The organism is Streptomyces sp. NPDC054887, from assembly GCF_053610585.1.
On the sequence record NZ_JBSGYQ010000011.1, the window covers coordinates 106,866 to 119,973 of the forward strand.

The window sequence follows — 13,108 nt, forward strand, 5'->3', positions numbered from 1 at the left end:
CCCCGGGCCGCCGCCCGACACCACGAACCGGCGGTCGACCCCGCCGAACCACTCGTACGGGTCAGACGCGCATGGCCTGCGGCGACTCGCGGCGGTCGGCCTCCGGGCCCGGGTACTCGCGGATGATCTCGTACCGGGTGTTGCGCTCGACCGGGCGGAAACCGGCGTCCCGGATCAGCTCCAGCAGATCCTCGCGGCCCAGCTTGTTCGGCGTGCCGTAGTTGTCCGCGTCGTGCGTGATCTTGTACTCGACGACCGAGCCGTCCATGTCGTCCGCGCCGTGCTGGAGCGCGAGCTGCGAGGTCTGCACGCCGTGCATGACCCAGAAGACCTTGACGTGCGGCACGTTGTCGAAGAGCAGCCGCGACACCGCGAACGTCTTCAGCACGTCGACGCCGCTCGCCATCGTCGTACGGGCCTGAAGACGGTTGCGGATCTTGCCGTCCTTCATGTCCTCGAAGTCGTGCTGGTAGCGCAGCGGGATGAAGACCTGGAAGCCGCCGGTCTCGTCCTGGAGCTCGCGCAGCCGCAGCACGTGGTCCACCCGGTGGCGCGGCTCCTCGATGTGCCCGTACAGCATGGTCGAGGGGGTCTTGAGGCCCTTCTCGTGCGCCAGGCGGTGGATCCGCGACCAGTCCTCCCAGTGGGTGCGGTGGTCCACGATGTGCTGGCGGACCTCCCAGTCGAAGATCTCCGCGCCGCCGCCGGTCAGCGATTCGAGACCGGCCTCGATGAGCTCGTCGAGGATCTCGGACGCCGACATGCCGGAAACCGTCTCGAAGTGGTGGATCTCGGTGGCCGTGAACGCCTTCAGCGAGACGTTGGGCAGCGCCTTCTTCAGCTCGCTCAGGGAGCGCGGGTAGTAGCGCCAGGGAAGGCTGGGGTGCAGTCCGTTGACGATGTGCAGCTCGGTGAGGTTCTCGTTCTCCATCGCCTTGGCGAGCTTGACGGCTTCCTCGATGCGCATCGTGTACGCGTCCTTCTCGCCCGGCTTGCGCTGGAACGAGCAGTACGCGCACGACGCGGTGCACACGTTCGTCATGTTGAGGTGGCGGTTGACGTTGAAGTGGACGACGTCGCCGTTCTTGCGCGTGCGCACCTCGTGGGCGAGGCCGCCCAGCCAGGCCAGGTCGTCGGACTCGTAGAGGGCGATGCCGTCCTCGCGGGTCAGCCGCTCCCCGGCCCGGACCTTCTGCTCCAGCTCGCGCTTCAGCCCCGCGTCCATGTACGGCCGCCTCCCATATGTCTACGTAAAACAGGCTCCACCCACGGTACGCCTAGCCCTCTTCCGGCAGTTCCCCGACCCGGTTCTCCCACTTGGTGGAGAGCACGATGGTGGTGCGGGTGCGCGAGACGCCCCGCGTTCCGGAGAGCCGGCGGATCGTCCGCTCCAGGCCGTCGACGTCGCCCGCCCGGATCTTGAGCATGTACGAGTCGTCGCCCGCGATGAACCAGCAGTCCTCGATCTCCTCCAGATCGCGCAGCCGGCGCGCCACGTCCTCGTGGTCGGCGGCGTCGGAGAGCGAGATGCCGATCAGCGCGGTGACGCCGAGACCGAGCGACTTGGCGTCGACCGTGGCGCGGTAGCCGGTGATGACGCCCGCCGCCTCAAGACGGTTGATGCGGTCGGTGACGCTGGGGCCCGAGAGGCCGACGAGCCGGCCGAGCTCGGCGTACGAGGCCCTGCCGTTCTCCCTGAGGGCCTGGATGAGCTGCCTGTCCACGGCGTCCATATGCCTGAAGCCTTCCATTGTTCAGCGATACCGCGAGTTTACGTTCGCCATCTAAGGCGCGCAGGGGCCAACGCCCGGCGAAGTCTCTCAGACGATCAAGGGCGGGGGTCCGGCCGGTCCGGCCTGGAGCCGCCCAGCTCGCCCTCCCAGCGGCGGTACAGGCCGTGCGGCACGCCCGCCGCGTCCAGCACCCGCCCCGCGACGAAGTCCACCAGGTCCTGGATGTGCGTGGCCCCCGCGTAGAAGGCCGGGGAGGCCGGCAGCACCACGGCGCCCGCCTCGTCGAGTGCGACCATGTGCTTCAGGGTCTGGCCGCTCAGCGGCGTCTCGCGCACCGCGACCACGAGCGGGCGGCGCTCCTTGAGCGTCACGCTCGCCACCCGTTGCAGCAGGTCCTTGGACAGCCCGAGCACCACACCGGCCACACTGGCGGTCGACGCGGGGACGATCAGCATCCCCTTGGCCGGGTACGAGCCCGACGAGGGCCCGGCGGCGAGGTCACCGGCGGCCCAGTACCGCACGTCGCCGACGTCGGCCGTGAAGGTGCCGGGCTTCCCGTCGGCGCCGCGCGCCAGCCAGGTGCGCAGGTCCTCCTGCCAGTGGGCGTCGCGGAACGCGATCCCCGTCTCGTCCAGCAGCGTCAGCCGCGAGGCCCGGCTCACCACCAGGTCCACGCTCTCGCCCGCGTCCAGCAGGCCGCGCAGGACGGCGGCGGCGTACGGCGTGCCGGAGGCGCCGGACACGCCGACGACCCACGGGCGGCGCGGCGGCCGGCCCGGCTGCTGACTGCGTGCTCGTCCTGACTCCACGTGCCCGACCTTATCCAAGCGGGCCGGAGCGGAACCGAGTCAGGTACCCGGGACGTTCACCCGACAGGCCGCACACGCCGCACGCACCGCAGGGGGATGCCATGCCACCGACCGCCGCCGACCGGAGCCGGAGCCGCCCGGCGCGGACCGCCGCCCTGCTCATGCTCGGCTGGGTCGCGCTGCTGTGGATCCTGGAGGTGCTGGACACCGCGACCGGCGCGCTGAACACGTACGGGCTGAGCCCGCGCGACACGGGCGAGCTGCGCGACGTACTGCCGATGTCGTTCCTGCACCACGGCTTCGACCACGTCGCCTCGAACACGGTGCCGCTGCTGATCCTCGGCTTCCTGGCCGCCCTCGGCGGCACGGGCCGCTTCGTCGCCGTGGTCCTCACGATCATGGTCGTCGGCGGGCTCGGGGTGTGGCTCACCGCGCCCGCGTACTCGAACACGGCGGGCGCGTCGGTGGTCGTGTTCGGTCTCCTCGGCTACCTGCTGGTGCGGGGCTTCGTGGACCGCAGCGCCCGGGACATCCTGATCGGGCTGCTGGTCGGGGCGTTCTACGGCTCGCTGCTGTGGGGCGTGCTCCCGACGGACACCGCCGTCAGCTGGCAGGGCCACCTGTTCGGGCTGGCCGGCGGGGTGCTCGCCGCCTTCGTGTTCCGGCGGCGCTCGCCCGTCGTCACACCGTGAGGCCGCGCACCAGCAGGTCCAGCAGCGCGCACACGAACAGCGCGATGCCGATGAAGCCGTTGGTGGAGAAGAACGCCCGGTTCAGCCGGGACAGGTCGTGCGGCTTCACGATCGTGTGCTCGTAGAGGAAGGCGGCGGTCACGACGACGAGACCGGCCCAGAAGAACACCCCGGCGCCGGTGGCCAGCGCGTACCAGACGAGCAGCGCCGTCGTGACGGCGTGGCAGGCCCGCGCGCCGTACAGCGCGGCCGGGACGCCGAAGCGCGCCGGCACGGACTTCACGCCGTGGGCGCGGTCCGCGTCGACGTCCTGGCTGCCGAAGATCAGGTCGAAGCCGCCGATCCAGATCCCGACCGCCAGCCCCAGGATCACCGCGTCCCAGGACCACGTGCCGGTGATCGCGAGCCACGCCCCGACGGGGCCCATCGCCTGGGCCAGGCCGAGGATCGCGTGCGGGAAGTTGGTGAAGCGCTTCCCGTACGGGTAGACCACCATCGGCACCACGGCGATCGGCGCCAGCGCGAGGCACAGCGGGTTGAGCGCGGCCGCCGCGCCGAGGAAGACGACGACGGCGATCAGCGCGCCGGTCCACGCCGAGCGCACCGAGACGGCGCCGGTGACGAGCTCCCGGTTGGCGGTGCGCGGGTTACGGGCGTCGAGCTCGCGGTCGATGATCCGGTTGCACGCCATCGCGAACGTACGCAGCCCGACCATGGCGACGGTGACGAGCAGGAGCTTGCCCCAGTGGATGTTCCGGTCCAGCTGGAACATCGCGGTGAGGGCGGCGATGTACGCGAAGGGCAGCGCGAAGACCGAGTGCTCGATCATCACGAGCCGCAGGAACGCCTTGGTCCTGCCGCCCTGCGGGACAGCGGCGGCGGCGCTGCTCACAGTCCGTACTCCTTCCACCGGCGGTCGACCTTCGACGCCGTCTCCGGGTCGGACTCGACCATGTTCGGCCAGCCCCCGTCCCGGGTGTAGCCCTCCTCGGGCAGCTTCTTCGTGGCGTCGATGCCCGCCTTGCCGCCCCAGAACTGCTGGTACGAGGCGTGGTCGAGATGGTCCACCGGGCCCTCGACCACCGTGAGGTCGCGCGAGTAGTCGACGTTCCCGAGGGCCCGCCAGGCCACCTCGTGGTAGTTGTGCACGTCGCAGTCCTTGTCGACCACGATGATCAGCTTCTCCAGGGAGAGCATGTGCGCGCCCCAGATGGCGTGCATGACCTTCTGCGCGTGCTTCGGGTACTTCTTGTCGATCGCCACGATGACGCAGTTGTGGAAGCCGCCCGCCTCCGGCAGGTGGTAGTCCACGATGTCCGGGACGATGATCTTGAGCAGCGGCAGGAAGAAGCTCTCCGTCGCCCGGCCCAGCGGCCCGTCCTCCGTGGGCGGCCGGCCGACCACGATCGACTGGAGCAGCGGACGCCGCCGCATGGTGATCGTGTCGATCGTCAGCGCGGGGAAGTCCTCCTGCGGCGTGTAGAACCCGGTGTGATCGCCGAAGGGGCCCTCCGGCAGCATCTTCCCGGGCTCCAGCCACCCCTCCAGCACGACCTCGGCCTGCGCCGGGACCTGGAGCGGGACCGTCTTGCAGTCGACCATCTCGATCCGCCGGCCCGACAGGAATCCGGCGAAGAGGTACTCGTCGATGTCCCCCGGCAGCGGAGCCGTGGAGGCGTACGTCACGGCGGGCGGGGCGCCGAAGGCGATCGCCACCGGCAGCCGCTCCCCGCGCCGGGCCGCCACCTGGTAGTGGTTGCGGCTGTCCTTGTGGATCTGCCAGTGCATGCCGATGGTGCGCTTGTCGTGGCGCTGGAGCCGGTACAGACCGAGGTTGCGGATCCCCGACTCCGGGTCCTTGGTGTGCGTGAGCCCGAGGTTGAAGAAGGAACCGCCGTCCTCGGGCCAGGTGAAGAGCGCGGGCAGCATGTCCAGGTCCACGTCGTCGCCGGTCAGCACGACCTCGTGCACCGGGGCCGCGTCCGACTTGACCTTCTTCGGCGGCACGTGGGCCATCGCGCCGAGCTTGCCGAACGCCTCCCGCACGCCGACGAAACCGTGCGGCAGCTCCGGCTTCAGCAGGCCGCCGATCTTGTCCCGGATGTCGTCGTACGACTTCAGGCCGAGCGCCTTGAGCAGCCGGCGGTCCGTACCGAAGACGTTCATCGCCAGGGGCATCGCGGAGCCCTTGACGTTCTCGAAGAGAAGCGCCGGGCCGCCCGCCTTGTTCACCCGGTCGACGATCTCCCCGACCTCCAGGTAGGGATCGACTTCGGCCTTGATGCGCTTGAGGTCGCCCTCGCGCTCCAGCGCCCGGAGCAGCGAGCGAAGATCGTCGTAAGCCATGTGGTCCAGTATCCGGTACGCACTACGCTTGGGCCGTCACCGGGGCCGACCACCGCGCCCCGCGGTCCGCGCTCTGGGAGCTTGCACTCATGCTCAGGTATCTGCCGTTCCTTCTGGTCCTGGCGCTGTGGATCTACGCCTTCATCGACTGCCTGAACACCCCCGAGGACGAGGTCCGCCACCTGCCCAAGGTGGTCTGGGTGATCATCGTGCTGCTCTTCGGCGAGGTCCTGATCGGCCCGGTCGCCTGGCTGGCGGTGGGCAAGGTCCGCAAGGGCGCGCGGGGCGGGAGCACGCCCTCCGAGTGGCACCGCAGGCAGCGCCGGCAGTGGGTCGCCCCCGACGACAACCCGGACTTCCTCAAGTCGCTCAAGGACGAGGCCGCGCCGTCCGGGACGAATGGCGAGGACGAGTCCCCGACGAAGGACCGGGAGGCGGACCCGCGCCGCGCACAGGAGCCCGAGCGCCGCGAGGACGGCGGCCCGGAGGACCCGGCGCCCCCGAAGGCCTGACCCGGCGGCCGGAAACAAGCCGGCCCGTGACGTCGAAAACCTGTGCCCCGTCAGCTCACTTTCAGTAAGCTGGAGTTAACGTAGCGACACCTGTTGCTGGTGCGGGGGGGCACTGTGGACAGAGAGCTGTTCGGTCGTGAGGCAGTCCTCGACGGCCTCGCGCCACGGCTCATAGGTCTGCCGCCGCGCGGGTTCCAGAAAGTGCCGTTCGAGCACCGCGACGACGTCCCGGCCGTCGTCCTGACCGGCGGTCGCGGCATGGGCAAGACCGCCGTCCTGAAGCGGCTGCACAGCGGCTACAAGCAGCGCACGCCGGTGGGTCTGATCGACTGCGAGCGACCGCAGTTCGCGGACCGGCCCGCCGCGCTGTCGTCGTCCTGGTCCCCCGTCACCGAAGCGCTCGCCGAGCTCGGCGAGCAGCTCGCGCCGGCCGTGCACGGCGCCGGCGCCGTCGAGTTCCCGAGGCTGGCGGCCGGACTGCTGGCCGTGGCGAGCCTCGGCTGGCGGCCGCACGACGACGAGAACATCCTGGCCGAGGGACTGAGGCTCGGCCTGCTCGTCGAGCCGGGTTCGCGGTGGCGCAACCAGACCCGCACCTGGCTCACCAAGGTCGTGGCGAAGTTCGCCGCCATGGCCTCCGGAGTGGGGCCCGGCCTCGACGTGATGGTGGAGGCCACCGTCGAGTCGCTGCTGGACGACCTGTTCAACCGGGGCCAGCGCGCCTCCGCCGAGTGGTACGGCGACTACCCCGGCGCCGGCGGCAGGGCCAAGCGCGGACTGACCCTGCTGGCGCTGCACTTCCGGCGCGGCGACGAGCACCGCGTACGGGCCGAGCGGCACCTGGTCGGCGCCCTGCGGGCCGATCTGGACGCGGCGTACCACGGGCTGGGACGGCTGCGCCGGGTCGGGCGGCCGGTGGTGCTGATCGACAACGCGCAGGCCCCGCTGGGCCGCCGGCTCGTCGAGCCGGTGCTGCGCGACCGCGCCGAGGGCAGGCGCGACCCCGTGGTCCTCTTCGCGGCCCTGCGCGGGCACGACCACCCCGCCCTGCGCCACGCCGTGCGCCGCACCCTGCCGGAGGTCCGCCACGAACTGCGGTGGCAGCGCGGGCGGGAGATCGCCTCGGGTGCGGTGGCCGTCGAGCTGACCCCGCTCGAACCGGAGCACGTACGGCAGTTCCTCGACCTGACCGACGTACGGCAGAGGGCGCATCCCAAGCTCGCGCGCGCCGTGCACCGGCTGACCGGCGGCCGGCCGGTGGGCGTCGACCTGCTGGCGCGGGCCGCCGGGCAGGACCCGCAGCCGGAGCGGTTCACGCCCGCCTCGCTGCTCGCCGCGCCCGTCACCCTGCGCGAGGACAGCGACGGGCGGGCCGTGGCCGCCGAGCTGCTGGCGCGGCTGGTGCCACCGTCGCGGCTGGACTGGCTCACCGTGCTCGCCCCCGCGCACGACGTCCCCTCGGCCGAGGCGCTGGCCGCCTCCCGGCTGCCGGGCGAGGAGGGGCGTGCGGGACTGGCCGCCGTACGGGACGTGCGGACCCTGCTCCTCGACGAGCACTGGACGCAGAGCCCCGAGCACTTCGTGGGCGACGCGTTCCTGCGGACGCTGCTCCTGCACCGGCTGCGGTACGGCGACCCGGACTTCGCCCGGTGGCGGGCGGTGCACGAGACCCTGCGCGGCCACTACGGCGACGGCCCCCGGCGGTACCACCACGAACTGGCGCTGGGGACGACGGAGGGCGCGGTGACGTACCTGCGGGAGACGTTCGCCCGCTCCGACGCCCGCGTCTGGCTGGACGAGCTGCGCTTCATCGCGTCGGCGCCGTGCTTCGACGAGCCGGACGAACGGCGTTCCGTGGCGCTCGGCCGCTCCGGCGCAGGCGCGCCGGCCGGCGTCGACGCCACGCTCCATGCGCGCATCCGCCGCCTGCTGTTCGCGGTGTGGCAGCTGACCGATCCGCTGGCCCTTCCGGACGACGAGGTGACCGAGAAGATGGGATACGAGCTGGGGCTCCTCTCGGAGCTGCACAGTTCCGGCAACGAGATCCTCTGGCAGGCGTCCCGCTCGTGGCCGCAGGCCGTGCGCGAGTGGCGGTCGCCCAGCGGCGTGGGAGGTGCGGCATGACGGACTGGCTGCGTCGCGTCTTCTGGTTCACACCACTGCGCAAGGGATTGACGGTGCTGCTGGTGCTGGCGGTGGCCGGTGTCGCCGCGTACGGCGGTTACCGCGTCCTCAACCCCGACCTGTCCTGCGCCGACGGCGTGGCCCGCCCCGAGGCGGGCGCGGAGTGCGTCGGCGTTTCGGGCGACGGGTACGCGTTCGGGGTGGACGCGCTGAAGCAGGTCGCCGCCGCGGTCGCGCGGGAGAACGACCGGGTGAAGGGCGACTACGCGACGGTGGCGCTCATGCTGCCGCTCACCTCCACCGACAGCGGCATGCGCACCAAGATCGTGCAGGAGGTCCAGGGCGCGTACCTGCGCCAGTACGCCGCCAACCACGACTCCAACGACGAGCTGCCGAAGATCCGGCTGGTCCTGGCCAACACCGGCATGGGCAACGCCCACTGGCGCACGACGGTCGAGGCGCTCAAGGGCATGGTGGACGCGCCGCACCACCTGCGGGCGGTGTCCGGCGTCGCCACCAGCAGCGCCGAGACCAAGGCCGCGGTGAAGGAACTGACCGGCGCGGGCATTCCGGTGGTGGGCACCACCATCACCGCCGACGACATCGCCAACGGGCCCGGCGGCGACCCGTATCCGGGGCTCGCCCGGGTGTCGCCCACCAACCGGGACGAGGCCCGCGCCATCGCGCGGTTCGGCAAGGTCGACGCCGAGAAGGCCGTACTGGTCCAGGACACCCGCGGCGGCGACCACTACACGGCCACCCTCAAGAAGGCGTTCGCGGACCTGCTGAAGGACGCGCCGTACGAGCCGCAGCTCTTCACCTCGCCGCCCGACCCCACCGACGAGGGCTCCACCCCCAACACCTTCCGGCAGATCACCCTGCTGCTGTGCGACACCCGCGCGGACACGGTGTACTTCGCCGGGCGCCACACCCAGCTGCGGCAGTTCGTGAACGCGCTGGGCAAGCGCGGCTGCCAGGACCGGAAGTTCACCGTCCTGACCGGTGACGAGGGTTCGTACCTGGGAGCGGACGACAAGCTGGACGACAGCGCGCTCTCACGGAAGGTCAGCGTCCGGTACGCCGCGCTGGCGCACCCGGACGCCTGGACGAAGCCCGGCGCCCCCAGGACCGGCGGGTCGAAGACGGACTACGCGACCTTCACCGGTCTGCTCGCGCGGGCGGCGGGGCCCGACATGGGGCCGATCGGCCCCACCTCGCTCACCGACGGGCAGGCGATCATCGCCTACGACGCCATGTCGACCGCCGTGCAGGGCATACGGGAGGCGACCCCGGCGGGCGAGAAGCTGCCGCGGATCGGTGACGTCGTCACCCAGTGGCCGCAGACGAAGGCGTCGCTGAAGGTACAGGGCGCCAGCGGCTGGATCTGCCTGGACAACCACGGGAACCCGTACAACAAGGCGGTCCCCATCGTGGAGCTGGCCCGCGACGGCACGCCCCGGTTCGTCGAGATCGCCTGGCCCGAGGGCAGGCCCCCGGCTCAGGACTGCGTCCCGCCGGCCGCCTCGTAACCGGCGTACAGCTCACGGTGGGCGGCCGGGGCCCACGCCGACCAGTCGCGCGGGCGGCCGGCGAGCGCCTCGACGAGGTAGTCGAAGTGCTGGTGCCACCGGGCGAGGCGGCTCGCCGGGGCCTCCCCGGCGGAGGGAGACGCCTCGTGGGTGAACCGCAGCACCGTGCTCGCGTGCCCCAGGGCGGGCTCCAGGTGGAAGCGGACCCGCCCGAGCACGTCGAGGGTGTACTCGGCGACGTGCTCAACGTCCCAGGCGGTGACCGTGCCCCGCTCGGCGCGGCCGCCCCCGGGGCCCGGGTCCGGCCACCGCAGGACGACGGCCCCGCCCAGCCGGGGCTCCAGCACGTCCGCCGCCGCCAGCCACTCCCGCAGGCCGCCGGGGGTGGCGACGGCGGGCCAGACCTCGTGCGCGGGATACGGCAGGCGCAGCGAGAACCGCACCGCGTCCGTACCGTCGTGGGGCTCGACGCCGCCGCGCCCGATCACCTCGGTCATGCTTCCAGCGTCCCCCCGCGCGGCCGCCCGCGCACCCGCCGGCGCGGGTCAGACGCCCGCGTAGGAGTGCTTGCCGGAGAGGAAGATGTTGACGCCGTAGTAGTTCCACAGCCAGCAGCCGAACGCGAAGAGCGCCAGGTAGGCGGCCTTGCGGCCCTTCCAGCCGGCCGTCGCGCGGGCGTGCAGGTAGCAGGCGTACGCGACCCACGTGATGAAGGACCAGACCTCCTTGGGGTCCCAGCCCCAGTAGCGGCCCCAGGCGTCGCCCGCCCAGATCGCGCCCGCGATGATCGTGAACGTCCACAGCGGGAAGACGGCGGCGTTCACGCGGTAGCTGAACTTGTCGAGCGTGGCGGCCGACGGGAGGCGCTCCAGGACCGAGGACGCGAAGGCACCCGGCTCGCCGCCGGCGTCGAGCTTCGCCTCGTACGCGTCGCGGAAGAGGTAGAGCAGCGTGCCGACCGCGCCGAGGTAGAACACCGCGCCGCAGAAGATCGCGGTGGAGACGTGGATCCACAGCCAGTACGAGTCGAGCGCCGGAACGAGCTGGTCGCTGTCGGTGTAGAGCCACTTCGTGGCGATGCCGAGGTCCAGCAGGACCGTGGTGACCAGCGGCAGGCCGGCCCAGCGGACGTTCTTCCCGGCGGCCAGGAGCGCGAGGAACACGCCGACGACCACCGTGGAGAAGGTGATCGAGAACTCGTACATGTTGCCCCACGGCGCGCGCTGCACCGACAGGGCGCGGGCGACGACACCGCCCGCCTCGACGAGGAAGGCGAGCGTCGTGAGGGAGACGGCGACGCGTCCGTAGAGGTCGCCCTTCTCGGTGCCGCCCGCGGCGCCGGGGCCGTCGGGGACGTCACGGGCGCCGGCCGCCGAGCGGGTGACGACCTTCGGCCTGTCCAGGACGGTGGTGGAGCCGCCGGCCCGCACCGTCACCGCGGGGGCCGCCGTGTTCGCGCCCCGCGCGGTCAGCGCGGCGGCGGTGCGGCCCACCTTGCTGCGGCTGCCGAAGACCCATTCGGCGATGAACGCGAGGAAGGCCAGCGTGTAGACGGCCATCGACGAATAGATCAGCACATTGCTGATGTGGGCGAGGTTCTCGTTGGTCTCGGCCGCGAGATTCACGCGCGGACTCCTTCGACAGGTTCAGCGGGATCAGGTGCCGTCGGCACCTGTGAATTGAGCGTTGCGGCCAGGTCGGCCAGTTCCTCGGGAAGCTTCGAGGACTCACTGCGGCCGAGTCCGGCCATCTCGACGACGGTGACGCCGTCCTCCCCCCGTACGGCCCGGACCCAGATCCGGCGGCGCTGGATGAACAGCGAACCGGCGAGCCCGGCGATCGCGGCGACCGCTCCCCCGAGGGCCGTCACGTTGCCGGGCTGCTGGGAGATCTGGAAGGTCGCCCACTCCTGCACGCCCTCCTCGAACGTGATGGAGCCCGCGCCGCCCGGCAGCTTCATCGTCTCGCCCGGCAGCAGCCGCTGCTTGAGGTCTTCGCCCCGCTCGTCCTTGAACGCCTTCATCTTGCGCTTGTCGAGCTGGTACACGTTCTGCGGCAGGCCGGCGTCGACGCCGAGGCTGCCGTGGAACGCGTTGAGCGCGAGGACGGGGAAGTCGAGACCCGGGTACTGAGAGAGCATCGTGCCCTTGCCCGCGCCCGCGAACGTCGGCACGAAGAACGCCTGGAAGCCGAGCTGGTCCTTCTTGCCGTTCTTGCCGCGGTAGCCGTCCATGACCTTGATCGCGCCGGACGAGGTGACGTTGGAGTCCATGGGCAGCAGCGGCACCGCGCCCTTGAAGACCTCCTTGCCCCGCCCGTCCCTGACGGTGACGACGGGGGCGTACCCGTGACCGATGAGGTGGACCTTGGAGCCGTCGACCTCCAGCGGCTTGTTGACCTCGATCACGGTCTTCTTCTCGGGGCCGTCCGCGCCCTCGGAGTACGTGACGTGCGCCTCGTACGTCCGGGGCGTGCCGCGCTGGGGGCCGGAGCGCTCGTACGTCCCGACGAACTTGTCCAGCCGGAAGCTGAACGGCGCCAGGTCGTGCTCCTTGTCGAACAGCGACCCGGACTTGAAGTCGTCGTACTGCGTGAGCGTGTTGGCGAAGCCGCCGCCCTGCACTATCAGCTTGCCGCCCTCGGACTTGAAGAGCTGCCCGGCGGCGAACGACACCAGCATCACGATGAGGGCGATGTGGAAGACGAGGTTCCCGGCCTCGCGCAGGTAGCCCTTCTCGGCGGCGACCGCGTCCCCGACGGCGTGGGACCGGAAGCGGCGCCGCTTCAGCATCGCCAGCGCGGCCTCGCGGACCTGCTCGGGCTCGGTCTCCGTACGCCAGGTCGTGTACGCGGGAAGCCGCGTCAGGCGGCCGGGCGCGCCCGGCGGGCGGCCGCGGAGCTGACCGACGAACTGCCAGGTGCGGGGGACGATGCAGCCGATGAGGGAGACGAACAGCAGGATGTAGATCGCGGAGAACCACACCGAGCTGTAGACGTCAAAGAGGCCGAGGTCGTCGTAGAGCGGCGCGAGCGTCTCGTGCGCCGCTCTGAACTCCTCGACCTTGGTCTCGTCCACGGCGGTCTGCGGGACGAGGGAGCCCGGGATCGCGCCCAGGGAGAGCAGGAAGAGGAGGATCAGCGCGACCCGCATCGAGGTCAGCTGCCGCCAGAACCAGCGCGCCCAGCCCGTCGTCTCGCGCCAGACCCAGGCGGCGCGGCCGGCCGCGCCGGGCTCCATCACACCGCCGAAGGAGCCGGGGACGGCCCGTTCCTGGGGGGCGGTGGAGAGCTGGGCGCCGGCTTCCCCGAGTTCGCGCTCGTCGGCGGCGGTCGTCTCGTCCGTCGTCTCGGTCTTGCTCATGG

12 protein-coding genes are annotated in these 13,108 nt (G+C 71.5%); 4 read left to right on the forward strand and 8 right to left on the reverse strand.

What is annotated here, in order from left to right; all coding sequences use genetic code 11:
• Positions 1-61 precede the first annotated feature (61 nt).
• The 3 genes from mqnE to ACWGH0_RS09000 form a co-directional block, all read right to left on the reverse strand.
• Positions 62-1,225 (reverse strand): aminofutalosine synthase MqnE, encoded by a 1,164-nt coding sequence (mqnE, locus tag ACWGH0_RS08990; RefSeq protein ID WP_214908279.1) that lies wholly within the window; start codon positions 1,223-1,225, stop codon positions 62-64.
• A gap of 52 nt (positions 1,226-1,277) precedes the next feature.
• Positions 1,278-1,733 (reverse strand): Lrp/AsnC family transcriptional regulator, encoded by a 456-nt coding sequence (locus ACWGH0_RS08995; RefSeq protein ID WP_453403478.1) that lies wholly within the window; start codon positions 1,731-1,733, stop codon positions 1,278-1,280.
• Between the two features lie 95 nt (positions 1,734-1,828).
• Positions 1,829-2,542 (reverse strand): UbiX family flavin prenyltransferase, encoded by a 714-nt coding sequence (locus tag ACWGH0_RS09000; protein WP_453403479.1) that lies wholly within the window; start codon positions 2,540-2,542, stop codon positions 1,829-1,831.
• Positions 2,543-2,643: 101 nt separating this feature from the next.
• On the opposite strand from ACWGH0_RS09000, the gene ACWGH0_RS09005 reads away from it, so the two are divergent.
• Positions 2,644-3,234 carry a rhomboid family intramembrane serine protease gene (locus tag ACWGH0_RS09005; protein ID WP_453403480.1) on the forward strand — a complete coding sequence of 197 codons (591 nt, stop codon included), beginning with the start codon at positions 2,644-2,646 and terminating at the stop codon, positions 3,232-3,234.
• On the opposite strand, the gene mqnP is transcribed toward ACWGH0_RS09005, so the two are convergent.
• Together mqnP and ACWGH0_RS09015 are read right to left on the reverse strand one after the other, a co-directional pair.
• Positions 3,224-4,126: a menaquinone biosynthesis prenyltransferase MqnP gene (gene mqnP / locus ACWGH0_RS09010; RefSeq protein ID WP_453403481.1), complete on the reverse strand. Its 903-nt coding sequence runs from the start codon at positions 4,124-4,126 to the stop codon at positions 3,224-3,226. The two genes, ACWGH0_RS09005 and mqnP, sit on opposite strands and share 11 nt — an antisense overlap.
• On the reverse strand, positions 4,123-5,580 hold the full coding sequence (locus ACWGH0_RS09015) for a menaquinone biosynthesis decarboxylase (protein ID WP_453403482.1): 1,458 nt from the start codon (positions 5,578-5,580) through the stop codon (positions 4,123-4,125). The genes mqnP and ACWGH0_RS09015 overlap by 4 nt, the downstream gene beginning before the upstream one ends.
• Positions 5,581-5,669: 89 nt before the next feature.
• On the opposite strand from ACWGH0_RS09015, the gene ACWGH0_RS09020 reads away from it, so the two are divergent.
• The 3 genes from ACWGH0_RS09020 (at position 5,670) to ACWGH0_RS09030 (ending at position 9,745) form a co-directional block, all read left to right on the forward strand.
• Complete coding sequence (locus tag ACWGH0_RS09020) at positions 5,670-6,092, forward strand: PLD nuclease N-terminal domain-containing protein (protein WP_453403483.1); 423 nt, start codon at positions 5,670-5,672, stop codon at positions 6,090-6,092.
• A 114-nt stretch (positions 6,093-6,206) separates the two neighbouring features.
• Positions 6,207-8,216 (forward strand): hypothetical protein, encoded by a 2,010-nt coding sequence (locus ACWGH0_RS09025; RefSeq protein WP_453403484.1) that lies wholly within the window; start codon positions 6,207-6,209, stop codon positions 8,214-8,216.
• Positions 8,213-9,745 carry an ABC transporter substrate-binding protein gene (locus ACWGH0_RS09030; protein WP_453403485.1) on the forward strand — a complete coding sequence of 511 codons (1,533 nt, stop codon included), beginning with the start codon at positions 8,213-8,215 and terminating at the stop codon, positions 9,743-9,745. Before ACWGH0_RS09025 ends, ACWGH0_RS09030 begins: the two co-directional genes overlap by 4 nt.
• On the opposite strand, the gene ACWGH0_RS09035 is transcribed toward ACWGH0_RS09030, so the two are convergent.
• The 3 genes from ACWGH0_RS09035 to resB are packed head-to-tail and all read right to left on the reverse strand — an operon-like array spanning position 9,715 to position 13,106.
• On the reverse strand, positions 9,715-10,242 hold the full coding sequence (locus tag ACWGH0_RS09035; RefSeq protein ID WP_453403486.1) for an SRPBCC domain-containing protein: 528 nt from the start codon (positions 10,240-10,242) through the stop codon (positions 9,715-9,717). The two genes, ACWGH0_RS09030 and ACWGH0_RS09035, sit on opposite strands and share 31 nt — an antisense overlap.
• A gap of 48 nt (positions 10,243-10,290) precedes the next feature.
• The gene (ccsB, locus tag ACWGH0_RS09040) at positions 10,291-11,370 is read right to left on the reverse strand and encodes a c-type cytochrome biogenesis protein CcsB (RefSeq protein WP_453403487.1); all 1,080 of its coding nucleotides are present in this window, start codon (positions 11,368-11,370) and stop codon (positions 10,291-10,293) included.
• Positions 11,367-13,106: a cytochrome c biogenesis protein ResB gene (gene resB, locus ACWGH0_RS09045; RefSeq protein ID WP_453403488.1), complete on the reverse strand. Its 1,740-nt coding sequence runs from the start codon at positions 13,104-13,106 to the stop codon at positions 11,367-11,369. The genes ccsB and resB overlap by 4 nt, the downstream gene beginning before the upstream one ends.
• Positions 13,107-13,108 lie beyond the last annotated feature (2 nt).